Below are 26,375 nucleotides of genomic sequence, written 5' to 3' on the forward strand. Positions count from 1 at the left end.
GCTCATGAGCCAATATTCCGCGCCCAAAGTCAGAGCAAAAAAGTGCTCCCAATAGATCATATCCTCCCAGAGTTAAAACAAACCCTCGAGCAGACCACCACGGCGTTGCTGCAGGCACCTCCGGGTGCCGGTAAAACCACCCGCGTGCCTCTGGCCCTGCTGGATGCATCCTGGCTGCAGTGCCGGAAAATACTGATGCTGGAACCAAGGCGGCTGGCGGCCCGGTCAGCTGCAAGGTACATGGCCTCGCAACTGGGAGAGAAGCCCGGACAGACAGTAGGCTACCGGACGCGCCTGGATACCAGGATCTCCGGTACGACGCGCATAGAAGTTGTCACTGAAGGGATTCTTACCCGGCTGATCCAGAGCGACCCCATGCTGGAAGAGTACGCTGCAGTGCTGTTTGATGAATTTCATGAGCGCTCATTACAGGCCGATCTGGGGCTGGCTCTGGTGCGAGAGACTCAGGAAGCACTGCGGGAGGATCTGCGGGTACTGGTAATGTCCGCCACACTGGATACAGCCCCCATTGCCAGAATGCTGGGGGATGTACCTGTATTAAGTAGTGAGGGACGGGCTTTCCCGGTGGAGATATTTTACCGGCCTGCCCCGTCCACACAGCGCAATCCACGGCTGGTGGACCAGGTGGTTGCCGTGATTACAGAAGCATTGGCACAACAGCCAGGCTCGGTACTGGTGTTTCTTCCGGGAGCCGGGGAGATTCACAGGGTAGCTCAGGCTCTGGCCGGGCAGGTGGCCCGGAATGTTGTGGTGGCGCCTCTGTTTGGTAACCTTAATGCCGCTGAGCAGGATCAGGCTATAGCGCCGACAACACCCGGAATCCGCAAAGTGGTGCTGGCAACCGCGATTGCGGAAACCAGCCTGACTATCGAAGGCGTGCGGGTGGTAGTGGATAGCGGCCAGCAACGCCGGGCCGTGTTTAACCCAAACAGTGGGATGACACGGCTGATGACCGGGCGGGTTTCGAAGGCCTCGGCAGAGCAGCGTAAAGGCCGTGCAGGGCGAGTAGAACCGGGTGTCTGTTACCGCTTATGGAGTGAGTCGGAACAGTTCGGGCTGGCAGAATTTACGCCACCGGAGATTCGTGAGGCGGATCTGGCGTCTCTGGTACTTGAACTGGCGCAGTGGGGGGCCCGCTCACCGGACAAGATGGTGTGGATTGACCCACCACCACCGGCACATTGGCAGCAGGCAGTGGAGTTGCTGCAATGGCTGGATATGCTGGACAGTGATGGTGCAATCACGGGGCATGGAAAATCCGCAAGGGCATTAGGCATTCACCCCCGCCTGGCGCACATGGTGATACTGGGTCGGTCTCTGGGGCTTGGCAGGCTGGCGGCTGAGTTAGCCGCGTTGCTGGAAGACCGGGACCTGTTGGGCCCGGGAGCGGGTGCCGATATGCATGAGCGTATCCGCGTACTTCGTGGTGAGCGCGGCTCCCAGCGCATAGATGCGCGCCGGCTGCAGGCACTGAGCCAGCAGGCAAAGCGTCTGGCAGGCCCGGAAACAGGTGGAAAAAGTAAACCGGAAGAGATGCCGACGGACACTGAAGTCGGACGTTTGTTAGCACTCGCTTATCCTGACCGGATTGGCAAGCGGCGGCCGGGCGATACCCCAAGGTACCAGCTCAGCAATGGCAAAGGTGCTCTGTTGCGGGATGATGATGGCCTGGCACGGCATGAGTGGCTGGTGGCAGCGGACCTGGATGGCAAGGCAAAAGAGGCAACCATTTACCTGGCGGCACCGGTAGACCTGTCAGCCCTGGAAACCGATCTGGCAGCCCATATAAGTGAACAGGATGAGGCAGAATGGGATGATAAACGCGGCACGGTGGTTGCCCGCAGATCCCGGCGGCTGGGCTCACTTCTTCTTGCAGAGAAACCTCTGAATAAAGTCTCCCCCGGGTTGATTCAGAAGGGCTTGCTCGCGGCCATACGGCGTAAAGGGCTGGATAGCCTGCCCTGGACCCCTGGTGCCAGGCAGTGGCAGGCCCGGGTTGCATTGCTGGCTGAACACTTCCCCGGGCAATGGCCGGACGTCAGCGAACAGGCGCTGACAGAGGCACTGGAGCAATGGCTTGCGCCTTTCCTGACAGGCATCAACCGTTGGTCTGAACTGACCAGGCTGAACCTGCAGAACGCCCTGAACAGCTTGCTGGAGTATCCGCAGCAACAGAAACTGGCAGAACTTGCTCCGACTGCACTGACTATTCCCACCGGAAGCTCCGTCAACCTGGATTATACCGCTGAAAACGGCCCGGTTCTGGCGGCGAAATTACAGGCGTTGTTCGGCTGGACAAAAACGCCGGAGGTTGCGGGAGGCAAGGTTCCTGTGTTGATACATCTGCTCTCGCCCGCCCGGCGGCCATTGGCAGTTACAGCGGACCTTGCCAGTTTCTGGTCGAATGTTTATCCACAGGTGCGTAAAGACACCCGTGGACGTTATCCCAAACATCCCTGGCCGGAAGACCCGCTGACCGCAGTCGCTCAGCAGGGTCTGAAAAGAAAGTAACCCGGAGCTTACTTCACAATTTTCCGGCTATTGGTGAGGTATTGTTTACCAGCATTGCGAACAGTGTCTGTATCTGCGCGCTCAGATGCTTTGTGGACTTTCTCCAGGGTTTCCTCAAGTTCGTCGATTTCGTCATCCAGCTTTTGCAGGGCATTTTCCAGGGTGTAGGTGAGCTGGTGCACCTCGTTCATGGCTTCCGGAGTCAGGTCGCCGGCCAGCACTTTTTCCAGTTTTTTGTTGTACTGGGAAAAGTTGGTAACCGCCTGCTCAAGGGTATGCGACGGCTCTCCTTTGAAGTGGTCGGTGTTACTGGCAAATGCAGGTACTGCAACCAACAGGGAAGCTGCTACAGCAGTAAAGTGGCGAAGGTTTGTCATGGTATGGCTCCAGGGCAGATGAACTAATAATGTAATGCGAATTATTATCAATATGGTTTGTGTGTTCCATGACCGTAGTCAAGCCTGCTCATAAAAAGCTTGCGCGCAGATCAAAACTGCCTAAAATTTACTCACTTTTATCTGCGCGACCCTGCTCATGCACCTTGTATCGTTTAACGTTTTCCGCACCCTCGGTTTCCCCGACACGACCGTCGTCAAGCCGGAGCACTTCCTGAGCCATAAAGAATTGCTGCGCGATGCAGACTGGGTACTTTTCCCCGAATACTGGCAGCTCAATGCTCTGGTATATGGTTTGAAATGCCGGGTTTTTCCCAGCGTTGCAAGCTATCTCATTGGTCATGACAAGGTGGAAATGACCCGCGCTTTTGAGGCGGTAGCTCCGGAGCATATTCCCTGGACCATTATTGAAGGCAATGGTGCTCAGGAGCGGGAGCATATCTGGAGTGTTATGGCGTTGCCCTTTGTGGCGAAGCTGCCCAAGGCCAGCATGGGCGAAGGTGTCTGGCTGATTGAAACCCGTGATGACTGGCGCAGGTATTGCGAGCGTACCGATGTTCTTTACGTTCAGGAGTACCTGCCGCTGGATCGCGACGCGCGCATAGTGATAGTGGGCGACAAAGTCGTCACTGCATACTGGCGCACGCAGGCTGATCAGGGCTTCTACAACAATATCTCAAAGGGCGGGCAGATTGACAGCAGCCCGGTGCCTGCGGTGATGACTGACCTCGCCCTCAGGCTTGCACGGGAACTGGAAGTAGATCACGCCGGGTTTGATATTGCGCTGGTGGAAGGCTACCCATACGTGCTCGAGTTTAACCGCTTGTTCGGCAACCAGGGGCTGGGCCAGGGCAGCGACCTGAAGGACGCCATCCTGGAATATCTGCAGCAACAGAGTGAACCCAGGGATCCGGGTGGGTCCAATACCCCTGAGCCTCCCCACCCTCTGATAGCCGTCTGAAACCGGAGCTCTCCGGTTACAGATTCCTGTAGCGGTTGATATCGAAAATGCCTGCCTGCAGGGGCTGGTGCTCCCGCTGCCAGGCTGTGATGTCGTGAAGGATTTCCCAGAACTGCCGATGGGTGCGCCGCACACCCCATATGCCTACCAGTGCTTCGAAGGCTTTTTGCTCCTCTGCTTTCAGCCCTTTCATCCGGTCTTTGAACAGCCCAAGCTGTGATGCCGGGATGTCGAACATAAAGTTCGGGTAGCTGCCGATTATTCCCGGGTAAATGGTCAGCCTGTCGTTCTCTGGCTGGTAGCGCAGATCTTCTCCCAGCAGAAAGGCGACGCTGCTGTGGGCGCGGTCACGGATGACCGTATACACCGTACGTTCGCCTTCCTCGTTGTACACCCGCAGGAAAGTGACGTTGGGCAGGTAGCTGATCGCAGGCAGGAATTCGGCCCGGATTGCTGCCAGTTCGGAAAGTGCCTGATCCGCATTGCGAATCCATTCCGGTTCGTCTTTTCGGCCACAGTCACTGCCAGCGCAGCGATTGATGGGGTCGTCCCGCTCAGCGTTCAGATCACGAAAGTGCGTCAGCAGGCGCGCTCCCAGCTCTTCGTTAAATGCCGAAGTCGCATAGGACACCTGCGAAGGGGCTGTCTCGTCCATGCTGGCATAGCTGAAGTTCAGTTTCAGCTCGCCCGCGCCCTGATACCAGTTCTGTAGAACCCGGTTGCGCTCTCCGGATGGCACCAGACGCAGGTAGTCCTGTTCACCGCCGTTGCGGATCAGGTCAAAATAGAGGCGCGTCTGGGCCTGGTGAGCCACATTACCGAAAACATCAAAGTTCACCACCAGCTCGTAGTAGGTACGCTCGAAAAGTGGGTAGTCCATCCACCAGCTGGTCAGCGGAACCTGACCGATCAGGCCACGTTGTACAGAGGCGTTATCGTGATGGCGGAAGACGGTTAACAGTGCATTGGTATTGTTGCCATCCCCGTCCCAGATATGATCAAGCGATGCTCCCTCTGGATATGCCTCTGCGTAGACCTTGTTTCGCAGCTCACGGTATTGATTGCGCTTGCCTTTGTAATCGCTCCAGTTCTCGCCCAGATCCAGCAGGGCGCTGTCCTGCCCTGGCAGGGCCAGCAACGGATTCACCTTGCTGCGATATTCCGCATTGGTTACATACAGATCGTCTTCCGGGTCATGGTAGGTCACCCAGAAATGATCACGGATTACGTCGGTGGCAATCTGGCCCCGGCACACCGGCCCGCGAATGAAGGTGCGGGTAAAGTACTCGGCGTTGTCGAGCATGAACTGGTAGCGCGCTTTGGACGGAATATCAGCAAAGGTTACAAATGGATTAGCGCGGCTGGTCCGGCTGTAGTCCGGCATGGTTTCTACCTGCCAGTCACCGGTTTCAAACAATTCGCGGGTACGTTCAAGCTGTTTTTCCCCAAACGCGAAGGTGATGTGGCGCTTGTGCACGATGCTGCCCGCTACCGGGCGCAACCGGTAGTACACCCGGCTTTCCGGGTCGTCATTGGGGCGACGGGTTGCGATCATGACGATGGGCGTGCCTGGCTGGGTGCGTGAGCGCACGATTTCAAAGAAGCGGGTATTGGCTCCGTTTTCCTCGAAATACAGGTGGGCAAGGTAGAGGTGTTCATAGACCCAGCGGCTGACCAGCTGCTGGCGCAGGTCGCTTCGATTGAGCCAGGATTCCCAGTGTCCGATATGGTTTTGCTCTGCCTCGCTTACCAGGGTAACCAGCGGGCTGATGGCTCCGCCCTGGTTGAGCCAGCCGGTTAGCGTGGCGTATTCGTCGTCGGTCAGGCCGGTCATAGCCAGCGGCATACCCTCGTAGGGATGGTCTCCGGCATAGTCAGAGAAGTCGGCGTTGCTGACACACTGATTGGAACGGGAAAGCCCTAATTCGATGTCGTCTGGCAGCTTGCTGTTGGGAGCAAATTCATATTCCTTGCCCAGCCGGATCATGTTTTCAAAAAGGCTGCGGGTCTGGTCGCCCCGGGTGAGTACCGAGTAAAAGCCTTTGTCCCGCCACTGTTGTTCGGTTTGAGCATCGATACCCAGCCGGGTTGCCTGTTGGGTTTTCAGGCGTGCGCCATTGTACACGGCGTCTTTATGGGCACCGCGAATGAGACCGTCGGAGTACTCCATTTTGAGCTGACAGGGGGCGTCGAAGCAGCTGTGACATGCCAGACATTTGGTTTCCACAATGGGGCGAACGTCTTCGTTGAAGCTGACCGGTTGCTGGGTGGCGGTGGGAAGAGCCTGCTTGAACGTGGGCGGCGAGGTATTTTCGGCGCAGCCAGTCAGGAACAGCAGGGCGATAAGGGCTGCTGTGATGAATTGCGCCATTGGGGGCCTGTGATGGTTGTTTTATGTTGGTGGATTATAGAGGGTTTGGTTGAGGTTCGCTAAGGCTTGTTTTGGGGGGGAGCCGTAGATGGGGAGGGCGTCTGCGCCGGGAAAAAATGTCTGAGCAAAGCGAGTTGTTTTTCCCAGAGCAGACGCCCTCCCCACCTGCGGCCTTACAGCCATTTTGGTGATTTCTCAGGTGCTACAGATTATGGGTAGATGTGCTCATATCTGAGGGGTGAGAAAAGCCCGATTATCGCGATTATTGTCGGGGCCATTCTGGTTCCGGCGCCTGCGCTGTATTCCCTCAGGAGGGACACACCATCAATGACCGAGTCAGCCAACGCTAACATCGCTGATTACTATGCCGCTGAGACCTTTAACCGGATCAAGGCGTTTGCAGATACCAAAGAGACACCGTTTGTGGTGATTGATACCGCCACCATTGATCGTCAATACAATGAGCTTGTGGAAGGCTTTCCGTATGCCAGTGTTTATTACGCGGTGAAGGCCAATCCGGCTCCGCAGATTCTGACTATGCTGCGGGACAAGGGTGCGAACTTTGATATTGCCTCGGTGTATGAGCTGGAAAAGGTTATGGGGCTTGGGGTGACTGGCGACCGGATCAGCTATGGCAACACCATCAAGAAGGCCCGCGACATTCGCACCTTCTACGAGAAAGGTGTGCGTATGTTTGCCACGGATTCCGAGGCGGATCTGCGTACTCTTGCCAAAGCGGCTCCGGGTGCGAAGGTGTATGTGCGCATTCTGACCGACGGCACGCAAACAGCCGACTGGCCGCTTTCCCGCAAGTTTGGTTGTGAGAGTGATATGGCAATGGATCTGCTGATACTGGCCCGGGATCTGGGCCTGGTGCCCTATGGTGTCTCGTTCCACGTGGGTTCTCAGCAGCGGGAAATTGGTGCCTGGGACTCGGCGTTAAACAAGGTGAAGGTTATTTTCGAGCGCCTGAAAGAAGAAGACGGCATTGAACTGAAGATGATCAACATGGGCGGTGGCTTTCCCGCCAATTATATAAACCGGACCAATGAGTTGAGTGTATATGCGGCGGAGATTACCCGGTTCCTGAAAGAGGACTTTGGTGATGAATTGCCTGAGATCATTATTGAGCCAGGCCGGTCGCTGATTTCAAACGCAGGCGTGCTGGTGAGTGAAGTGGTATTGATTGCCCGTAAGTCCCGCACAGCTCTGCACCGCTGGGTATTTACCGATGTGGGTAAGTTCAATGGTTTGATTGAGACGCTGGATGAAGCGATCAAGTTCCCGATCTGGACGGATAAAAAAGGTGAAGGCGAAGACTGTGTCATTGCCGGGCCGACGTGTGACAGTGCGGACATCATGTACGAGCACCACAAGTATCCGTTACCACTGAATCTGGCTATTGGCGATCGTATGTACTGGCTTTCTACAGGGGCCTACACCACGACATACAGCGCAGTGGAGTTCAATGGGTTCCCCCCTTTAAAGGACTACTACATTTAAAGTCAGAAGGCTGGGGTGTGGGGGTGTCTTTTCCGTCGGGAAAAAATGTCTGAGCGCAGCGAGTTGTTTTTCCCAGAGGAAAAGACGCCCCCGCGCCCCGGCCCTGCACCGTCAATCATTGGCAGGGCTGCTTTACTGCCGTTGCAGGTTTAGTTTGATGGCTAACGGCAAGACGAGGATGCCGTAGGCAATCATTACGGCTATGGCATGTCTTATGTCGCCGGTCCAGTCAGAGAGCAAGCCGCCAAGCATGGGGATGACGAAAGCAATGGTATAGCCTACCAGGAAATTGCCGGCCGATAAGCGGCCGGTTTCGCTGGCGGGCACCAGCAGCGGTGGCAGTGCTACGGTCATAATCAGTAACACGCCGACGGTGAAGCTCATGAAGGTTGCACTGGCTATGGCCCACCATCCGGTAAATAGCAGTGCTCCCGAGGCTCCCAGCAGACCGCACGCCAGCATGGTCACCAATGGAGCTTTCCGGCCGACCCAGTGGCGGGCCATTTTCAGCATCAGCAGTGAGGCTATTACCTGGGCGAAGTTGAACCAGAACAGGGCTTCGGAGAGGTTTTCAAACTCCCCTCTTTGTTCCAGCAGCGCGCCCATATAAGCGTTTACGCCAAAAAACAGGGAGGCCGATGCGCCAAGCAACAAACCAAGCCTGAGTGTCAGGGGGTTTTTCCAGTCTGGTAACCAGGCGACTTTGTGGGCAGGGCGGGCCAGGTCACGTTTGGGAAGGAACAGGGCGGCGGTGATCAGCAATGCCGGTAATGACCAGGCCAGCATGGTTGCCCGCCAGCTGTTTTCCAGCAGGGGCATGAGAACTGGCAGGGTAATGCCCGCACCGATGAATTCGCCCATCAGCATGCCATTCATGTAGATAGCCGAGCCAAAGGCCAGGTGTTTGGGTTCCAGCCAGCGCGGCAGCAGTGCAGGCAGAGCGGGCTGCATCATGGCAATGCCAAGGCCCATAACGGTGCTGGTGAGCATCAGGGTGAGAGTGTCTGGCGCGAGCCCCCGGCCTGCGGAGCCGATGACCATGATGGCCATGGCGAGGGCCAGTGTGTTGCGCGGGCCTATGCGGGATATGGATAGCGAGCCGGGCATGGCGCCTATAGCAAGCATCAGAATGGGCAGTGTGGTCAGAGCGCCGGTCAGGGTCTGGGATAGTGCCAGTTCATCACCGATAAACGGTGCCAGCGGTGGCGCAACCAGAATGGGAATGCGCAGATAAACTCCGGCCAGCCAAAGTAACACCGCCACCGGCAGCAGGTTTGCTGCCGGTGGCGGTGTGGACGTTGCGGGATGTTCAGGTAAAGACAAGGCCGATCAGTCTTCGCTGGTATCCGGAAGGTAGGCGCCGTCTTCGTCGTGTACTTCCTGCCCGGTGACGGGTGGGTTGAACGAGCAGATCAGACGCATATCTTCAGTGCCGCCGCGGAGGGTGTGCTGGTCATGCTTGTCGAGGGCGTAAAGGGTGCCGTCAGAGATCTCGTGGGTTTCACCGGTCGCCTTGTCGGTGATGGTACCGTTGCCAGCTACGCAATAAACCGCTTCCAGGTGATGCTTGTACCACAGGTTCAGTTCAGCGCCTGCAGGGATGATTGTCTCGTGGAAAGAGAATCCCATACCGTCCTTTTTCAACAGCATGCGACGGCTTGTCCAGCCTGGTCCATGAACTTCGCGTTCGGTACCAATGATGTCTTTAACTCGTACAATCTTCATTAGCATTCCCCGTTTTGTGATGGAATAGCCTTACAGTATAAACACCCCTTTCAGGTCCGGTTCAACCGCCAGTCGTCATAAACCGCCATGCATTGCTCAATGGAGGCCTGAAATTTATGTCTTTGGCCTTCATCCAGAACTTGCTTTTTACGACACTTGTCGAGAGTTCGCTGAATGGTCTGTCGGCTCTTTTTGTCGAGGCTTTCGAGCCAGTGGTGGTCTGCCGGCTCCAGATCGAGCAGCTCCCGGCCCGCGTGGTTGCGGTGGCTTATGTGCCACCAGTGATCCACCGCTCGTCCCAGAACAACATAACCGAACTGACTGTCCTGGACAGGCCCGAATGTGGCGGTTTTAAGGCCGTCCCGGAGCAGCCCGATGTTCAGTACCGGAAGTGTTAACCGGCCTCCGTAAAAATAACTTCCGGCTGCACCGATGAGTCCTCCGACCAGAGCTCCGGTTCCGAGAGAGGAGCCCAGAGTTATTGCGTCCAGTCCGGCGCCGCTGACCGCACCCGCACCGAAGCCTGCGGTAGCCAGATAGCGTTTGCTGACGGCCCAGTGCCTGCGACTGTCTTCCGAGAACAGATCATGGTCGCTATGCCATTCGAGTTCGGCTTCCTGACGACGGATAGTCTGGTGCTGGTACAGGTGTTCGATCTCAACCCGCAAAGACTGTTCCCGCTGGCGCTGGTGCCGGTACCAGTTCTGCCGGAGCTGGTCTGCCAGGGTTTTGTCGCTGGTACCAGAGGCCTGGTCCAGAGTCAGGGTGCGCTTTTCCTGGAGTGACATCATGTCTTCCAGGGCCCTGGCAATAATGCGCGCCGCCTGCTGCCGCCGCTGCCTGCGCTGGGCGGACAGATGATGGGTGGCCTGATCCAGAGCCTGTTCCCAGTCGGGTTCAAGCTGGCCGAAGGCTCGCAGAAGGCTGAGATGTTGTTCAAACGGGGCGCGAACAGCGTCGAATTTGCGTACAACCTGGAAGAATTGCCCCAGTGCGGCCTGCCAGGTGTCACTGTAATCGTCGTCCCCGATGCTGTTGATCAGAGCCAGGCTGGGCTGTCCCGTCCAGCGTAAAATGGTCATCTCCGCTTCATGCTGGGCACTGTAGGGAGCGGAACCGTCCACGACGTAGATAATACCGGCGCCCTCTATCAGAGGGGTCAGCAGTTCACACTCGTCGGTAAAGCGATCGTCGCCCTGATGCTGCATCACAAACGCACGTACGGTTTCGCTGTGATCAGATGCCGAAACGCTGTGCGCTTCCAGCCATTCCAGCACTCGTCGGGGGCGCTGAAAGCCGGGTGTATCCACCAGGGTGTAGAGTACTTTGCCATCCACTTTCAGTGGGTATGATTGCCGCGTGCGCGTCGTACCAGGTTCCATTGCGATGGCGATGGCATCATTCTGTGACAGCGTTGCAACTATGCTGGATTTGCCTTTGTTCGGATGACCCACGACAGCGAATATGGGGGCGTTTTTCATTCGGTAATCCCCCCTTCCATATCGGGAGCGGTTCTCTGTGTTGGTACAAGGCTGACTGTCACGAAATCCGGGCCCGCCCGCCCGGCAAACCTCAGCCATTGCTGAACCTGCGGTGTATCCGGCTCCAGCTCCGTGTGGTTTGTCTGAGGCACCAGGACAACTTTAGTTCCTTCTGGCCAAAGTTTCCGGGCGCTGGCGAGAAAGTCTTCCAGCTCGCCGGTGGGCGGCTCCCAGCTACGGGTAACCAGGAGAACGGGCAGGCCAGGATTTTGTGCCAGTTGGGTGGCAACTTGCTCCAGTGCCTGCCGGTCTTCCGCCAGAGTCATTCTGCCGCCCGCGTTGGCAATCAGACTCTTGCCTGTGCTCAGGGTGTCTGGCAGCTCCGGATCGCCCGCACCCGCCCAGCACAGCACTATGCGTGAATCCGGCAAAGGCTGCAGACCCAGGCGGGTGCCGGTGCCTGGGAGGTCGGAGGCATCGTTGTATTCGTTACCAGTCTCAAGAACCGGCGTCTCCATGCGGTACATCAGTGCGCGTAGTGCCGGGTGGCTGGCCAGCAGGTGGCGGGCTTTACGCCGGATCAGCATGCCCGCCAGTATGGAAAGAACGAGCCTCGGCAGTAGCGCCCAGGTTGTCCAGAGCATGGCGATGAAGGGCCACCACTGACCCCAGAGGGCCGGGTCCACGTTGCCCTCTCCTGTGGTGGCACGAAAGAAACGGGTAGCTTCCACAAGTGCAGCATCAGGCGCTGCGGCCGGCAACAGCCAGGCCCAGGGTGCGGCAATTGCAGAGATCATACGGTAGTAGCTGCTGGCGTCGGTCTCGAGCGTTGTGCTCCAGCCGAAGGCAAGATCCTGAAGCACCACCATAACCAGCAAGGTTGCGAGCCCGGCGAAAGCAAAACACAATCCGCCAAGCTGGGCGGCCCGCGCCATAAGAACGGGCTGGAGCTTTGTGGATATGGCAGACTCCGGATTGTTGCGGAAGCGCCTGAGCAGCCTGCGCCATGGCTGCCAGCCCACCAGAGACTGGGCCGTGGTCAGCAGCGCGAGCAGCAGCTGGAAAGCTACAAAGGCCAGAATAACGGTAACGTTGATGCGCTGGCCGCCATCATAAAACAGCAGGCCGAGCATGGTCAGCAAGCCCAGCAGGGCCCCTGCCAACATAAAACCTCTGTTGATCCGGTGCCAGAAGCGCAGAGTCTGTTCCGCAGCTGAGGTGCCTGCGCCAGGACCGCTGAGATGGTTCATATGTGCCATCCAGCGCTCCGGGCCGGGCATGACGCCTTGCTGTTCGCAAATGAGTGCAAACTTGCGGTCCCGTCGGTGCAGGAATGCCTGGGCCTGGCCTTTGTCTCTCTGGGCGCAGGCATCAAAATCCAGCAGCAGGCGCAAGGGTTTCTCTGTCATGAAGGGTTCCGGTTGTAAATTCGGTCTGTTGGTCTTTGGTGCTAGAATATCGGCATTACCCTGTCCTGTACCAGCCAACGAGCCTGTATGCCCCACCATCTGATGAATCTGCGCCACGTTCCTGATGACGAAGCCGATGAAATACGGGCCCTGTTCGATGCCCATGATGTGCGCTTCTACGAGACGCCACCGAGCCGCTGGGGTATCAGTATGGGCGGTTTCTGGGTGCACGATACTGAGGAAGCGAACAGAGCCCGGGTCTTGCTGCAGGATTATCAGCGCAAGCGGATGGAAAGCCAGCGCGAGGCGTATGAGGCCCGGCGTTCCAACGGAGAAACCGGTGGAATCTGGCGCATGTTCCGGCATAAACCCCTGCGCACGCTGGCAGCCTGTGTGGCGATTGTTGTAATGATCGGATTCAGCCTGCTTCCTTTTATCCGGCTTGGTTAGCTTTGCTGGCAAGGCCGGGTATATGTCGCTTTAATCGGCTGTCCGCCAATCACGACGGTGTCCTGGTTTCCGGACGCTCTGGCCTTGGTGGCCCTTGGAACAAGGTGTCGCGGTGTGAATCCTGATCCCGGCGAGAGCAAGTTTGTCCGGATATCTGGACAAATAATCGTCAGGGGAGGAAGGAAGTCAAAAAATATCCAATAAAAACATAAAGATAAAATCATGGCACAGGAGGCGCATGGAGGTCGTTTCGGGTCGTGGTCCCGACCCGTTCTTAACAACAACAAAGAAGGAACGACCATGAAACGTATCATGATCTGTACGCTGATCGGCGCTACAGGCTTTGTTCTGAGTGCCTGCAACGACAGTGACAACACATCTGAGGTAAATCAGGTGCCCGGCTTTATTCAGGGCGAAATCCAGCGCACCGACTATGACGGGGTCACCGATGACCTTCTGACCGCCGGGCTGGGCGCCACTGGCCTGGGCAGTGCCACGGCACCTGCCTTCTCCGACCCTCTCAATCCCTCGCCCAGCGAGCTGCGCCGGCTTGCGATTTATAATAATTACCGGGCTCTGGTGGATACGTCGGCTGGCGGTGGCTATGGGGAATTCTTTGGCCCGGGTGTGGGCAACGGTACTGAGGGGATGATTCCGGGGCAGGAGTATATTGCTTTTATGACGGTGCCGGGCAGTGATGTACCCGTTACAGTTATGGCTCAGATACCTCTCAGCTTTGATCCACAGAACCCATGCATGATTACCGCACCTTCTTCCGGCTCCCGGGGTGTCTATGGCGCGATTGGAACCGCTGGTGAGTGGGGGCTGAAAAAGGGCTGCGCCGTAGTCTATACCGATAAAGGCAGTGGCACTGGCGCGTACAACATGGAAACCAATGCAGCCCAGCGTATTGATGGCACCTTAACAACTGCTGACGAAGCCGTGCAGTTCCGCGCAGACCTGACGGATGCCGAACGTAGTGATTTCAACGATGCCTGGCCAGACCGTTTCGCCTGGAAACACGCACACTCAAAAGCCAACCCGGAAGCTGACTGGGGGCGCCATGTGCTGCAGTCTGTCGAGTTCGGGTTCTGGGCCCTGAATGAGCAGTTTGGCAGTGACGACAACCTTGACGCTATCACGCCGGAAAACACGGTGGTCATTGCTTCCAGTGTCTCTAATGGCGGGGGCTCATCGGTTCGCGCCGCCGAGCAGGATACAAAAGGCCTGATTGATGGCGTAGCGGTTTCCGAGCCCAATGTGAACCCGGTTGTAGATACCGGATTCACCATCAGGCAAGGCGCTGGCACCGCTATCACGGAGCACAGCAGAAGCCTGTTGGAATACACCACTGCCCTGGCGGTATATCAGGGTTGTGCCAACAACGCTCCGGCTATTCGCGACCAGGCTCCGTTGAATGTGCTGAATGCGCAGGCGGTCCGCGACAATATCTGTAATTCCCTGGCGAACAAGGGCCTGGTCACTGGTGCAGACAACGACGAGCGTGCCACAGATGCGTTGCGCATCCTGAATGAGGAATTCGGCATCCAGCCCGAGCAGAACCTGCTGGCTCCGGTACACTTTGCGTCCAACGTTGCCCAAAGCATCTCTATGACCTACGCCAATGCCTATGGGCGTGCAGGCGTTGAAGACCGCGTATGTGGCCTCAGTATGGCCGCGACTGATGGTGCGGGTGCCGTCACACCCTTTGCACCGGCTGCAGAAGCTGCGGCATTTGCAACCAGTAACGGCATTCCACCTACCGCTGGTGTTTCTATCGTATACGACGACGCCGAAGGTCAGCCTACGGCACTGCCTGGCAGCGCGTCGCCCAGCAGTAGTTCTGCCGATTATGGTCTTGATGCCTTGTTATGCCTGCACAGCCTGGCGCTGGGCCATGATGCGGTTACCGGAAATCCTTTGTCTGGTGATGATGCAGTGCTTGCCGGTGCAATTGCCGGGGGTATCGAAGAAATCCGCGCCACCGGAAATCTGCGTGGCAAGCCCGCAGTATTTGTGACTGGCCGTGCGGACGCCATTCTGCCCATCAACCATACCTCCCGCCCCTATTACGCGCTTAATCAACGGGTTGAAGGAGCTACCAGCGAACTTCGTTACTACGAGGTACTCAATGCTCATCACCTCGATGTTCTGAACCAGTTCGCAGGTGTTGGTGACCGTTATATACCGCTGCATCACTACTATTTCCAGGCACTGGATCTGGTGTGGGAGCGTCTGACCAGTGGTGCCACACTGCCGCCCAGCCAGGTTGTCCGGGCTGTCCCCCGGGGGGATATCGCCACACCTCTGGCCCAGAGCAACCTGCCTGAGATAGCAGATCAACCGGCTGATGAAGATCGTATCAGCCTGGTGGGTGATGAGTTGCGCATCCCGGAATAAGGGCATTTTTGATCGTTGCGCGGGCCCTCTCATTTGCTCGTGCTGCAGGGAGGGCCATATACTTCCGACAACACACCCGGCTGTGCCGGGTGCAGGGCTTTCATCATGAATGATATTGAACCCGGCGGTACGCGTTACATGACACAGTTGTTTGGTGATAAAAATAAAAACGGGTTAACCCGGGATCTTATCGAAGCACTCATCCCTATGTTCGAGGAAGCCAGTGCAGGCGCAATTGCCGTTGATCGCGACGCCCGCATTACCTGGATAAATAATAGTTATTCCCAGCTCTTGGGCCTGGATAGCCAGGTCAACGCTGTCGGCCGTCCGGTGCGCCAGGTGATTCCTGAAACCCGCATGCCTGAAGTTGTCGAAACCGGTAAGCCACTACTGCTCGACATCATGGAGCACCAGCAGCAACAGCTGGTGGTTACCCGGTTGCCGTTTTATAACGACGCCGGAGAGATTGAAGGCGCAGTGGCTTTTGTGCTTTACGATGACCTTCAACCGCTTACACCACTGGTCAGCAAGCACCGGCGCCTGCATCAGGATCTGGTCGCGGCCCGCAAGGCGTTAGCTAAAAAGGCGCGGAGCACGAGGTACAGCCTCGGAGATTTTGTCGGCGCCAGTCCCGGGGCGCTTGAGGTCAAGCGCCGGGCGCGTCTGGCAGCCGGCCGTGAGATGGCGGTGCTGTTACTGGGGGAGACAGGTACCGGTAAGGAGGTGCTGGCGCAGGCGATCCACTCCGTCTCCAGTCGGGCCGAGAAGCCCTTTGTAGGCGTGAACGTAGCGGCGATTCCCGATAATTTGCTGGAAGCCGAGTTCTTCGGCGTGGCACCGGGCGCCTATACCGGAGCCGATCGCAAGTTCCGGGAAGGAAAGTTCCAGCTTGCCAACGGTGGCACGCTGTTTCTTGACGAAGTCGGCGATATGCCCTTGCCCTTGCAGGCCAAACTGTTGCGCGCGCTGCAGGAAGGGGAAGTTGAACCGCTGGGTTCCAACAAGGTTGTATCGGTAGACGTCAGGGTCATAGCGGCAACCAGCCGGAATCTCGAAGCCATGATTGCTGAGGGAAGTTTCCGGTCCGATTTGTACTACCGGCTTAACGTGCTGGAAATCCCCATACCTCCTCTCAGGGATCGTCTCGCTGATCTTGGATTGCTGTGTGAAACCTTGCTGTGGGAGCTCAGCGAGGGGCTGGGTATGCGCGCTGAGATTACAGATGCGGGCGTCGCAGCTTTGGCCAGTTACGACTGGCCCGGGAACATACGCGAACTGCGTAATGTCCTGGAAAGAGCTCTGACTATGAGTGAGGAAGGTGGCGTTCTGGATGCAGATGCCATGTTTAAAGTGTTGCCCCGGTATGGTGTGCGCCCGGCGCCGAAAATAGCGCCGCAGCCTGTCAGGCCACTGGCTGAAACACTTGCGGAAGCAGAAGCCCAGGCGATAGAAGAGGCGCTGGTGGCAACCAGAGGTAACCGGACCAAGGCCGCCCGACTGCTGGGTATTTCCCGCTCGGTACTGTACGAGAAACTGGGCAGGATGTCCTGATTTCCGGACAGGTGTCTTGATATCTGTACAAGTACGTACGACCATGGCATGGCCTTGTCCGGAATTTCGGACACTTTTGCGCTCCTTGGCTTCGAGTTTTTTTCTAATAAGTTGATAAATAAGAAAAAAGTTCCCTTGGCATAGTCTCTGCTTATACTTGAATGCAGGACGTCAGAACAATGCAGAAAACAAGGCTGGCGCCAAGCGTAGGATCCCCGGATTACCCATGCCGACTGCGTTTTCTGTTTTTTCTGGCTGAAATTCAGACCAGGCCCGCCGGACCAATGAGCTCCGGGCGGTATACAACAACAAGAAGGATTATCTTCATGTCTATCAAGCAAAAGCTTTCCGGTTTAACTCTGGGCATCAGTGCCGCAGCCCTTATGACAGGCGCCATGATTAGCAGCGATGCTCTGGCGGCCGAAAAAATCCGTTGGCAGGTTCCTCTGGCCTTCCCCTCACATCTTGTGGGCCTGACAACACCGGTTAAGCATCTGACAGAGAACCTTAAGGCAATCTCGGGTGGTGATGTCCAGCTGCGTTATTACGAGCCCAATGAATTGGTTCCTCCATTTGAAATCATGGATGCTGTTGGTAGTGGAAAGTATCCGGCTGGATACACCTGGGTGGGCTATGATCAAGGAACCATTCCGGCCTTGCCGCTTTATTCCGGCGCCCCGTTCAACATGGAACCACCTGCTTATCTGGCCTGGTACTATCAGGGCGATGGCCGTGCCCTGCTTGAAGAAATCTACGCAAAGCGCAATATCCACCCAATGCTGTGCAGCATTATCGGGCCTGAAGGTGCGGGCTGGTTCGCCAATCCTATCAAGGGCGTGGAAGATTTTGACGGCCTGAAGATTCGTTTTGCCGGTATTGGTGGCAAGGTGCTGGAAAAACTGGGTGCCTCGGTAACCATGGTTCCAGGCGGCGAAATTTACCAGGCGCTTGAGCGTAAAACTATTGATGCAACAGAGTTCTCACAGCCTGCCATTGATAAAATGCTGGGCCTGGACCAGATCATCAAGAACTACATCATGCCCGGCTGGCACCAGACTCTGACGACCTCGCATTTGTTGGTGAACAAGGATGTGTGGGACGACCTGGAGCCTCAGAGCCGTGCGCTGATCGAAATGGGTTGCGAAGCTGCCACGCTTAAAGGCTTTGCAGAGAGTGAGTGGGCACAGCCAACCGCACTTCGTGACTACGAAAAAGAAGGTGTAAATGCCCAGACTCTCCCCGAGCCTGTTCTGCGCGAACTGCAGAAAATTACCAACGAGGTACTTGACGAGATTGCAGCTGAGGACGAAATGTTCAATCGCGTGCTGACCAGTCAGCGCGACTTTATGGAACACCACTCCATCTGGCACTCCAATGGCTACCTGCCACGGGATTTCTACAAGTACGACTGATCAACGGATGATGTTCACTGCGGGTAACGGTTGACCGTTACCCGCTTCCTGCCCTGCATCCGGAAAATCCGAGGTTTATGTGACTGATACCAATGTCTCCGGGGATAACCAGGCCCCGGCATCCGGCACTGATACGCTTCCGACCAACGCGCTGTCCTGGCACCTTGACCGAGTGGTTGTTGCCGCGGGCCGCCTTGCCTCCTGGTTATGGATCGGAGTGCTGATTGTTATTCTTATCAACGTATTCTCCCGCTATGTAATGTCTCAGGGCTCCATAGCTCTTGAGGAATTATCCTGGCATCTGTTTGGGACGGCGACCATGCTGACGCTGGGATACGCCGTTGTTCGTGATGATCATGTCCGTGTTGATGTATTGAGAGAGAAATTCAGCCCTAAGGCTCAGGCCATTATCGAGCTTCTGGGTATTTTTTTGCTGGCATTGCCGATTATTGCTCTGATGATCAGCGCTATGTTGCCCTACGCCTGGACGGCGTGGACATACATGGAGCACTCTCAGGCGCCCAGCGGCCTGCCTTACCGGTTTATCTTCAAAAGCATGCTGCCACTCGGTCTGGCGCTTGTGATGATTGCCCTGGTGTCCCGTGCCTCGCGTTGCGCCACCTTCCTGTTCCGTTTTCCCAGGGCCATTGCGCCTCCCTACGATGACCGACACTCTGTCGGCCATCCTAATCCCTGAACCGCGAGGCTATCGTCATGGGTGTAGAAGCGATTCTTGTTATCGCCATGTTCGCCAGCTTTATGGTGCTCCTGCTGCTGGGTTTTCCGGTTGCATGGTCACTGGCGGGTATTGGTCTTGTATTCGGTATTGTCGGCCACGTTATGGTCGAGTATCTGGATTCTCCTCTGTGGTTTACCTGGCAGGGTACTATCGGGGTTCTGGACGCCAGAATTTACGGCATTGTCGCCAATGAACTGATGGTGGCTCTGCCCATGTTTATATTCATGGGCATCATGCTTGATCGTTCAGGCATCGCAGAAAAACTGATGCACAGCCTGGTGCGGGTGCTCGGCGGGTTGCGCGGTGGTTATGCAATTACGGTTGTGCTGGTTGGCGTGTTGCTTGCGGCTTCTACCGGGATCGTCGGAGCCTCAGTGGTACTCTTGGGCATGTTGTCCCTCGGGCCTATGATGCAGGCCAACTACAACAAATCGCTGGCAGTGGGAACGGCCTGCTCTGTTGGTACGCTAGGCATCCTGGTTCCGCCAAGCATTATGCTGGTATTGATGGCTGACCGCCTTGGTACCCCGGATGCCTCTGTGGGCAAGTTGTTCATGGGTGCGTTGATACCGGGCGTCATGCTCGCGATGCTCTATGTTCTCTATATCATCATTGCCTCTTACATCAAGAAAGATCTGGCGCCAGCGCCAGTGAACCGTCAGCGCCTTGATGCCCGCGCGTGGCTGGGTGTGGTCTGGGCTGTGTTGCCACCAATGGCGTTGATCATTTCTGTGCTTGGCTCCATCTTTTTCGGTATAGCCACAACCACCGAAGCCTCGGCGGTAGGTGCTGGTGGAGCCCTGCTCATGGCGTTTGTCAGCAAGCGGCTGGACATGGAGACCCTGAAAGAGTCTCTGTATCAGACCAGTCGTACCTCTGCTTTCATCTTTGGTATCTTTATTGGTGCAACGGTCTTTGCTTCGGTACTGCGCGGCCTTGGTGGCGACGAAGTTATTGAGGGTGCTATCACCGGCCTGCCATTTGGCACCACTGGCGTTCTGCTGACTGTTTTGTTCATAACGTTTCTGCTCGGGTTTTTCCTGGACTGGGTGGAAATTACTCTGATCGTTTTGCCTCTGGTAGCACCGGTACTGTTCAAACTCGGTGTTGAGCCTGTTTGGTTTGCCATCATGTTTGCCATGTGCCTGCAGACGTCCTTCCTGACGCCACCGGTCGGTTTCTCGCTTTTCTACATCAAAGGTGTATGCCCGCCAGGTATTACCACCCGTCATATCTATCTGGGTGTACTGCCGTTCATTGCCTTGCAGTTGTTGGCACTGGCTTTGGTGTTCTGGTTTGCCCCGCTGGCTACCTGGCTACCTAACGAGGTTTATGGTGGTTCCTGATGAGGCGACCTTCCGCAGATTCTTTTAATAACAATTGGGGGACAAACACTATGCGTCTCGAAAATCGAGTTGCACTGATTACCGGAGCCGGGCGTGGCATTGGCCGCGCAATTGCCGAACATTATGGCCGTGAAGGCGCCCGGGTGGCGGTAGCGGATCTTACGGTGGAAAGCGCACAGGAAGCCGTTGACGCTATTGAAAGCGCTGGCGGCACGGCTATGGCTCTGGCCATGGACGTGACCGATGAGATGGCTGTTGAAGAAGGCATAGCCGCTGTTGTGAAAGCATGGGGCGGCCTGGATATCGCTGTCGCTAACGCAGGTATCCAGCATATAGACCCGGTACACAAACTGGAGTATGCGGATTGGCGCCGGGTAATGAATGTGCACCTTGACGGAGCCTTTCTGGTAACCCGGGAGGCCCTCAAGCATATGTACGCCAGCAACGGCGGGACCATGTTGTATATGGGGTCCGTGCACTCGCTGGAAGCGTCCCCGCTTAAAGCGCCATACGTGGCCGCGAAACACGGTATGCTGGGTTTATGCCGTGCGGTTGCCAAAGAAGGTGCCGAATACGGTGTGCGCAGCAATATTATTTGCCCGGGCTTTGTGAGAACGCCTTTGGTAGACAAGCAGATTCCGGAGCAGGCAAAAGAGCTTGGGCTTTCTGAGGAAGAGGTCATCAGCAAGGTCATGCTGAAGAACACGGTGGACGGCAAGTTCACGACGCTGGAAGATGTTTCCGAAATGGCAGTACATCTTGCAGCTTTTCCCTCGGCTGCCCTCACTGGCCAATCTATAGTTGTCAGTCATGGCTGGCACATGCAGTAAGCAACAGGAGCGACGGATGAGCCTTACAGAACAATCACCCGTAGTCTGGACTCCCTCAGAGGCCACGCTGGACAATGCCCGGATGGGCCAGTTCAAAACCTGGCTGGAAGATCAGGGTCATGGTCCCTTTGCCGATTATCACGCGTTACACCGGTGGTCCGTTGATGATCTGGAAACCTTCTGGAGTAAAGTCTGGGATTATTGCGGCCTGATTTGCGAGACGCCCGCCAGCAGGATGCTGGGCAAGCGTGACATGCCCGGTGCCGAGTGGTTCCCGGGTATGAAGCTTAACTTTGCCGCAAACCTGCTGCGGCTGGCGGAAGGCGGTCATGCCAGTCAGGAAGCGATCGTGGCCTATTGTGAGACGCGCCCTGTTCTGCGCCGCACCTATGGCGAATTGAAAGCCGATGTGGGCGCCCTGGAAGCGTTTCTGCGCAGCAAGGGAATCAAAAAGGGTGACCGGGTAGCCGGTGTTGTTACTAATGGCTACGAAGCCATCACCGGCATGTTGGCAGCTACCAGTCTTGGTGCCATCTGGAGCTCGGCCTCTCCGGACTTCGGCGTCGGCGCGATCCTCGACCGGTTTGGTCAGATCGAGCCGTCTGCGCTGATCGTGGTAAACGGTTACGGTTATGGGGGCAAGACCTTTGCCCGCCAGAACGACTTTGCTGAACTGATCACCGGCCTGAAAACACTCAGGTGTATTGTCAGTATTGAACAGCTTCCGGGTGAAGCCGCTGTGCCAGGAGAGCTGGTTACTACCTGGGATGAAGCCCTTGCGTTCGGCGCAGGTCAGGAGCCCACCTTTACCCCGGTTGACCCGGATCATCCGGTCTATATTCTGTATTCGTCCGGAACTACGGGTAAGCCCAAGTGCATTGTCCACGGTACTGCAGGGTTGCTTGTAAATCATGCCAAAGAACTGATTTTGCACGGTGACATAGGGCCGGAAGACAGATTCCTTTACTTCACTACCTGTGGCTGGATGATGTGGAACTGGCAGGCTTCGGCTTTGCTGACCGGAGCCACTGTCATTACCGTCGATGGCTCGCCGGGCTACCCTGATCTCAGCTTCCTTTGGGATACAGTTGCAGCCGAGCGGGTTACCCACTTCGGCACCAGTGCCAGGTTTATTGCCGGTTGCCGCAAGGCTGAAATGGCTCCGGCTGAAACCCTCGATCTCAGCAGCCTGAGAGTGGTTTTCTCAACCGGCTCGCCCCTGCTACCGGAAGACTATGACTGGATGTACAGCCATGGTGCTCCCGAAGCGCTGCTTGGCTCCATCGCAGGTGGTACTGACATCTGTGGCTGTTTTGTCGGTTCTACCCCGATGTTGCCGGTCCGTCGTGGCGAAATACAGTGCAGCTTGCTGGGCGTCGATGCTGTTGCATACGGCGATGATGGCAATCCTGTTACCCAGGGCCGTGGTGAACTCGTCTGTCGTCAGCCGTTGCCCTCCATGCCCGTCGCCTTCTGGGATGATGCCGACGGCGAGCGTTATCGCGCCGCCTACTTCGACAGCTTCCCGGGTGTGTGGGCCCATGGAGACTTCATTGAGTTTACTGAACACGGCGGCGCCATTATCTACGGTCGTTCTGACGCTACACTCAACCCCGGTGGTGTTCGCATTGGCACCGCAGAAATCTACCGCCAGGTAGAAACGGAACCGGCGATTAAAGACAGCCTTGTCGTCGGCCGGCAGATCGACGGCGATGTAGAAGTGGTGCTTTTTGTAGTACCGGCAGAAGGCCGGGAGCTTACCGACGATTTGCTGAAACAACTCAAAGCCCGGATCCGCCAGGGCGCCAGCCCGCGCCACGTTCCCAGGCACATTGTGCAGGTGCCGGACATTCCCTACACCCGAAGCGGTAAAAAAGTGGAACTGGCCGTTGCCCGTCTGATCAACGGCTCCAGCAAAGCTGACAACCGCGATGCTCTGGGTAATCCCGAAGCGCTGGATCAGATTCGTGATTGCCTTGCAGAAGCGAATTTACTGCCGGAGAGTTAGGTTTTGTGCGCGGTGGGGCATAGCCCCGCCGCGATACATTTACGCAGAATGTTAGAAAGTTTCGTAAATTTCCCCCATTTAATCACCCTGTCGCCGACGATCAGCGGATTTTAGTGCGTTCTTATACTAAGATCGTAACCAGATATTTCAAAAAAATGGTATCTTAGTAGGTCTATTAAAAGTTCCAAAATCAGTCATGGCAAAGATCAGACGCTCACAAGGCGCCAAATCTCGCTATGACCGTCCTGAACCCACCTATTAGCCTGAGGACGAAAATGACATCATCCAAAGCCAAGATTATCTATACGCTGACCGACGAGGCGCCTGCTCTCGCAACAAGGTCTCTTCTTCCAATTCTGGAAACCTACGCCAAGCCGGCTGGCATCGAGTTTGAAACCAGCGATATTTCCCTGGCGGCCCGTATTCTGGCAACGTTCCCGGAGTATCTCGAAGAGAGTCAGCGGGTTCCGGACGCACTTACGGAGCTGGGCGAGTACACCAAAGACCCAGACGCTAACATCATCAAGCTGCCGAACGTATCTGCTTCCATCCCCCAGTTGCGCGCGGCTATTAAAGAATTGAAGGATCAGGGTTACAACCTTCCTGAGTATGTGGAAAACCCTGAAACTGACGAAGAAAAAGAGATCACTGCCCGTTACGCCAAAGTACTCGGCAGCGCCGTAAACCCGGTTCTGCGTGAAGGCAACTCCGATCGCCGTGCTCCTGCTGCCGTTAAAGCTTTTGCTCGCAGATACCCCCACACCATGGGTGAATGGAGCCCGGCTTCACGCACCCACGTTGCGCACATGCGCGGTGGTGATTTCTATTCAAATGAGCAATCCCTGATCCTCGATAAGGCTACCAACGCCCGCATCGTTTTCGAGAACAAAAAAGGCGAGCAGACCGTACTCAAGTCCGACCTGCCCCTGCTCGACGGCGAAGTTATCGACGGCATGTTCATGAGCAAAAAGGCTCTGTGCAAGTTCTTTGAAGATACCATCGCTGACTGTGAAAAAACCGGCGTGATGTTTTCACTGCACGTGAAAGCCACCATGATGAAAATTTCTCACCCGATCGTGTTTGGTCACGCGGTGAAAATTTATTACAAGGAGCTGTTTGACAAGTACGGCGACCTGTTCGAAGAAATCGGTGTAAACCCGAACAACGGTCTGTCTTCGGTACTTGAGAAAATCAAACAGCTGCCGGAATCCAAGCAGGAACAGATCCAGGAAGACCTGCACGCCTGCTACGAGCATCGCCCCGAAATCGCCATGGTGGATTCGGTCAAAGGCATCACCAACCTGCACGTTCCCAGTGACGTGATTGTGGATGCTTCCATGCCGGCCATGATCCGTAACTCCGGCAAGATGTGGGCCCGTGATGGCAAGCTGAAGGACACCAAGGCGGTTATGCCTGAGTCCACCTATGCCACCATCTATCAGGAAGTGATCAACTTCTGCAAAACCCACGGTGCTTTCGATCCCACCACCATGGGTACCGTTCCCAATGTGGGCCTGATGGCTCAGAAAGCGGAAGAATACGGTTCCCACGACAAGACCTTTGAAATCCAGGAAGACGGTGTTGTCCGTATCGTTGCCGAAGACGGCACTGTGCTGACCGAGCATGAAGTTGAGCAGGGTGACATCTGGCGTGCCTGCCAGACCAAGGATCTGCCGATCCGTGACTGGGTCAAGCTGGCAGTTAACCGCGCGCGCGCCACCGGCATGCCTGCAGTATTCTGGCTGGATGACGAGCGTGCTCACGATGCGCAGATGATCACCAAGGTACAGACCTACCTGAAGGATCACGACACAGATGGCCTGGATATTCGCATCATGTCGCCGGTTCGTGCTATTCGCTGGACCATGGAACGCCTGATTCGCGGCCTGGACACCATCTCTGTAACCGGTAACGTGTTGCGTGACTATCTCACCGATCTGTTCCCGATTCTTGAGCTCGGAACCAGCGCCAAGATGCTGTCGATTGTTCCTCTGCTGAACGGTGGCGGCCTGTACGAAACAGGTGCTGGCGGTTCGGCACCCAAGCACGTACAGCAGTTGGTGCAGGAAAATCACCTGCGCTGGGATTCTCTGGGTGAGTTTCTGGCCATAGCTGTGTCACTGGATGAGTTGGGCGAAAAGCACAACAACCCGCGTGCACGTCTGCTGGGCCAGACCCTGGACAAGGCTACTGAGCGCTTGCTGGAAAACAACCAGTCGCCGTCCCGTGTTACCGGTGAACTGGATAACCGCGGCAGCCACTTCCATCTGGCCCGCTATTGGGCAGAAGAGCTGGCCAAACAGGACAGTGATAAGGAACTGAAAGAGTTCTTCACTAAACTGTCGGCACAACTGGAAGAAAACAAGGACAAAATCCTGGAAGAACTGAGCGTCATCCAGGGTCATCCTGCAGATATCGGTGGTTACTACCATGCACCAGCCGACAAGGTGAAGGCAGTTATGCAGCCGAGTAAAACCCTCAACCGGATTATGGAAGATGCCCGTGCATCGGTGAAGTAATCCTGAGTGGTGGCCGGGCAATATGCACGGTCACCTGAGGCAGAACCCGGATAGCCGTTGACGGCTTTCCGGGTTTTTTTTTGGCCTGCGTATGAGTGTGGCTTTACTCCTGCTGGAGGGGTGCCAGTTGTCCATTGGTCAGCTGAACCAGGTCGGCCGGTGAAAGCTCAATTTCCAGCCCCCTGCGACCGGCACTGACGTAAATGGTCTCGAAGGCCTCTGCGGAAGCGTCGATCAAGGTTTTCAGCCGGCTCTTCTGGCCCAGGGGGCTAACGCCTCCCATAACATAACCTGTGCGGCGCTGGACCTCCTGCGGGTCGGCCATGGTGGCCTTTTTGCCGCCGGCCGCCTTGGCAATAAGCTTCATGCTCAGCATTCCCGTGACCGGCACTATGCCCACAGCCAGGGCTTTCCCATCTACTGAGACCACCAGGGTTTTGAATACCCGTGCCGGATCAACTGCCATTTTTTCGGCTGCTTCGTTGCCGTAACCGGCGCTTGCAGGGTCGTGTTCGTATTCGTGAATCTTGTGAAAAATACCAGCTTTGATAGCGGCGTTAATGCCGGGCGTCATAAACAGCTCCAGAAACAGTTGGTTTGTCCCATGATTAGCTGTCTATGATAACTCCGGATCCGGCTCGCAATACATTCTGGTGCACAGTGATGCTTCCGGTGTAGGCTTTGTTTCAGGCGCAGGCGGTTTTCAGCCATTGAACCGGGTCGCCGCCAGTCTGAACGGCAGA

General features: G+C 56.2%; 19 protein-coding genes. 12 read left to right on the top strand and 7 right to left on the bottom strand.

The features are described from left to right. Positions 1 to 42 precede the first annotated feature (42 nt). On the top strand, positions 43 to 2,532 hold the full coding sequence (hrpB, locus tag CPA50_RS11590) for an ATP-dependent helicase HrpB (RefSeq protein WP_096782671.1): 2,490 nt from the start codon (positions 43 to 45) through the stop codon (positions 2,530 to 2,532). Between the two features lie 8 nt (positions 2,533 to 2,540). Here hrpB and CPA50_RS11595 read toward each other — a convergent pair whose 3' ends face one another. Next, positions 2,541 to 2,909, bottom strand: coding sequence for a DUF6746 family protein (locus CPA50_RS11595; RefSeq protein ID WP_096782672.1), 369 nt, complete (start codon positions 2,907 to 2,909; stop codon positions 2,541 to 2,543). A gap of 157 nt (positions 2,910 to 3,066) precedes the next feature. On the opposite strand from CPA50_RS11595, the gene CPA50_RS11600 reads away from it, so the two are divergent. After that, positions 3,067 to 3,888 (top strand): ATP-grasp domain-containing protein, encoded by an 822-nt coding sequence (locus tag CPA50_RS11600; protein ID WP_096782673.1) that lies wholly within the window; start codon positions 3,067 to 3,069, stop codon positions 3,886 to 3,888. Between the two features lie 16 nt (positions 3,889 to 3,904). Here the strand turns inward: CPA50_RS11600 and CPA50_RS11605 are convergent, their stop codons facing one another. Then, positions 3,905 to 6,259: a fatty acid cis/trans isomerase gene (locus tag CPA50_RS11605; RefSeq protein WP_096782674.1), complete on the bottom strand. Its 2,355-nt coding sequence runs from the start codon at positions 6,257 to 6,259 to the stop codon at positions 3,905 to 3,907. A 327-nt stretch (positions 6,260 to 6,586) separates the two neighbouring features. Between CPA50_RS11605 and CPA50_RS11610 the strand changes: the two genes are divergently transcribed. After that, positions 6,587 to 7,762, top strand: a complete 1,176-nt coding sequence (locus CPA50_RS11610; RefSeq protein ID WP_096782675.1) for a type III PLP-dependent enzyme — start codon at positions 6,587 to 6,589, stop codon at positions 7,760 to 7,762. A 132-nt stretch (positions 7,763 to 7,894) separates the two neighbouring features. Here the strand turns inward: CPA50_RS11610 and CPA50_RS11615 are convergent, their stop codons facing one another. Genes CPA50_RS11615 through CPA50_RS11630 form a run of 4 tightly spaced genes read right to left on the bottom strand, consistent with a single transcriptional unit; the run spans position 7,895 to position 12,377 of the window. Next, entirely contained in the window at positions 7,895 to 9,085 is a 1,191-nt protein-coding gene (locus CPA50_RS11615) for a CynX/NimT family MFS transporter (protein ID WP_096782676.1), read from the bottom strand. Positions 9,086 to 9,091: 6 nt separating this feature from the next. Next, positions 9,092 to 9,487 carry an ectoine synthase gene (locus CPA50_RS11620; RefSeq protein WP_014869413.1) on the bottom strand — a complete coding sequence of 132 codons (396 nt, stop codon included), beginning with the start codon at positions 9,485 to 9,487 and terminating at the stop codon, positions 9,092 to 9,094. Between the two features lie 50 nt (positions 9,488 to 9,537). Further along, on the bottom strand, positions 9,538 to 10,968 hold the full coding sequence (locus tag CPA50_RS11625; protein ID WP_096782677.1) for a GTPase/DUF3482 domain-containing protein: 1,431 nt from the start codon (positions 10,966 to 10,968) through the stop codon (positions 9,538 to 9,540). Continuing rightward, positions 10,965 to 12,377, bottom strand: a complete 1,413-nt coding sequence (locus CPA50_RS11630; RefSeq protein WP_096782678.1) for a DUF2868 domain-containing protein — start codon at positions 12,375 to 12,377, stop codon at positions 10,965 to 10,967. The genes CPA50_RS11625 and CPA50_RS11630 overlap by 4 nt, the downstream gene beginning before the upstream one ends. Positions 12,378 to 12,464: 87 nt before the next feature. On the opposite strand from CPA50_RS11630, the gene CPA50_RS11635 reads away from it, so the two are divergent. From CPA50_RS11635 to CPA50_RS11675, 9 genes are all read left to right on the top strand, one after another. Continuing rightward, positions 12,465 to 12,827, top strand: a complete 363-nt coding sequence (locus tag CPA50_RS11635) for a DUF6164 family protein (protein ID WP_096782679.1) — start codon at positions 12,465 to 12,467, stop codon at positions 12,825 to 12,827. Between the two features lie 300 nt (positions 12,828 to 13,127). Beyond that, the gene (locus CPA50_RS11640; protein WP_096782680.1) at positions 13,128 to 15,227 is read left to right on the top strand and encodes a 3-hydroxybutyrate oligomer hydrolase family protein; all 2,100 of its coding nucleotides are present in this window, start codon (positions 13,128 to 13,130) and stop codon (positions 15,225 to 15,227) included. 138 nt (positions 15,228 to 15,365) lie between these two features. Beyond that, positions 15,366 to 16,778: a sigma-54 interaction domain-containing protein gene (locus tag CPA50_RS11645; RefSeq protein WP_096782973.1), complete on the top strand. Its 1,413-nt coding sequence runs from the start codon at positions 15,366 to 15,368 to the stop codon at positions 16,776 to 16,778. A 326-nt stretch (positions 16,779 to 17,104) separates the two neighbouring features. Beyond that, a complete protein-coding gene (locus tag CPA50_RS11650; protein WP_096782681.1) occupies positions 17,105 to 18,190 on the top strand; it encodes a TRAP transporter substrate-binding protein in 1,086 nt (361 codons plus the stop codon). 79 nt (positions 18,191 to 18,269) lie between these two features. Continuing rightward, positions 18,270 to 18,887: a TRAP transporter small permease subunit gene (locus CPA50_RS11655; RefSeq protein WP_096782682.1), complete on the top strand. Its 618-nt coding sequence runs from the start codon at positions 18,270 to 18,272 to the stop codon at positions 18,885 to 18,887. Between the two features lie 17 nt (positions 18,888 to 18,904). Continuing rightward, positions 18,905 to 20,275 (top strand): TRAP transporter large permease, encoded by a 1,371-nt coding sequence (locus CPA50_RS11660; protein WP_096782683.1) that lies wholly within the window; start codon positions 18,905 to 18,907, stop codon positions 20,273 to 20,275. 50 nt (positions 20,276 to 20,325) lie between these two features. After that, positions 20,326 to 21,105 carry a 3-hydroxybutyrate dehydrogenase gene (locus CPA50_RS11665; protein ID WP_096782684.1) on the top strand — a complete coding sequence of 260 codons (780 nt, stop codon included), beginning with the start codon at positions 20,326 to 20,328 and terminating at the stop codon, positions 21,103 to 21,105. A gap of 16 nt (positions 21,106 to 21,121) precedes the next feature. Continuing rightward, entirely contained in the window at positions 21,122 to 23,113 is a 1,992-nt protein-coding gene (locus CPA50_RS11670) for an acetoacetate--CoA ligase (RefSeq protein WP_096782685.1), read from the top strand. Between the two features lie 275 nt (positions 23,114 to 23,388). Next, entirely contained in the window at positions 23,389 to 25,632 is a 2,244-nt protein-coding gene (locus tag CPA50_RS11675) for an NADP-dependent isocitrate dehydrogenase (protein ID WP_096782686.1), read from the top strand. Between the two features lie 103 nt (positions 25,633 to 25,735). Here the strand turns inward: CPA50_RS11675 and ybaK are convergent, their stop codons facing one another. Then, positions 25,736 to 26,206: a Cys-tRNA(Pro) deacylase gene (ybaK, locus tag CPA50_RS11680; RefSeq protein WP_096782687.1), complete on the bottom strand. Its 471-nt coding sequence runs from the start codon at positions 26,204 to 26,206 to the stop codon at positions 25,736 to 25,738. Positions 26,207 to 26,375: the final 169 nt, after the last annotated feature.

The sequence above is a fragment of the Marinobacter sp. ANT_B65 genome, from assembly GCF_002407605.1.
In the GTDB taxonomy this organism is placed as follows: domain Bacteria; phylum Pseudomonadota; class Gammaproteobacteria; order Pseudomonadales; family Oleiphilaceae; genus Marinobacter.

Coding starts and splice junctions, on each gene's coding strand:
- CPA50_RS11595 (WP_096782672.1), bottom strand. CDS start 2,909: ATGACAAACCTTCGCCACTTTACTGCTGTAGCAGCTTCCCTGTTGGTT.
- CPA50_RS11600 (WP_096782673.1), top strand. CDS start 3,067: ATGCACCTTGTATCGTTTAACGTTTTCCGCACCCTCGGTTTCCCCGAC.
- CPA50_RS11605 (WP_096782674.1), bottom strand. CDS start 6,259: ATGGCGCAATTCATCACAGCAGCCCTTATCGCCCTGCTGTTCCTGACT.
- CPA50_RS11610 (WP_096782675.1), top strand. CDS start 6,587: ATGACCGAGTCAGCCAACGCTAACATCGCTGATTACTATGCCGCTGAG.
- CPA50_RS11620 (WP_014869413.1), bottom strand. CDS start 9,487: ATGAAGATTGTACGAGTTAAAGACATCATTGGTACCGAACGCGAAGTT.
- CPA50_RS11625 (WP_096782677.1), bottom strand. CDS start 10,968: ATGAAAAACGCCCCCATATTCGCTGTCGTGGGTCATCCGAACAAAGGC.
- CPA50_RS11630 (WP_096782678.1), bottom strand. CDS start 12,377: ATGACAGAGAAACCCTTGCGCCTGCTGCTGGATTTTGATGCCTGCGCC.
- CPA50_RS11635 (WP_096782679.1), top strand. CDS start 12,465: ATGCCCCACCATCTGATGAATCTGCGCCACGTTCCTGATGACGAAGCC.
- CPA50_RS11640 (WP_096782680.1), top strand. CDS start 13,128: ATGAAACGTATCATGATCTGTACGCTGATCGGCGCTACAGGCTTTGTT.
- CPA50_RS11645 (WP_096782973.1), top strand. CDS start 15,366: ATGACACAGTTGTTTGGTGATAAAAATAAAAACGGGTTAACCCGGGAT.
- CPA50_RS11650 (WP_096782681.1), top strand. CDS start 17,105: ATGTCTATCAAGCAAAAGCTTTCCGGTTTAACTCTGGGCATCAGTGCC.
- CPA50_RS11660 (WP_096782683.1), top strand. CDS start 18,905: ATGGGTGTAGAAGCGATTCTTGTTATCGCCATGTTCGCCAGCTTTATG.
- CPA50_RS11665 (WP_096782684.1), top strand. CDS start 20,326: ATGCGTCTCGAAAATCGAGTTGCACTGATTACCGGAGCCGGGCGTGGC.
- CPA50_RS11670 (WP_096782685.1), top strand. CDS start 21,122: ATGAGCCTTACAGAACAATCACCCGTAGTCTGGACTCCCTCAGAGGCC.
- CPA50_RS11675 (WP_096782686.1), top strand. CDS start 23,389: ATGACATCATCCAAAGCCAAGATTATCTATACGCTGACCGACGAGGCG.
- ybaK (WP_096782687.1), bottom strand. CDS start 26,206: ATGACGCCCGGCATTAACGCCGCTATCAAAGCTGGTATTTTTCACAAG.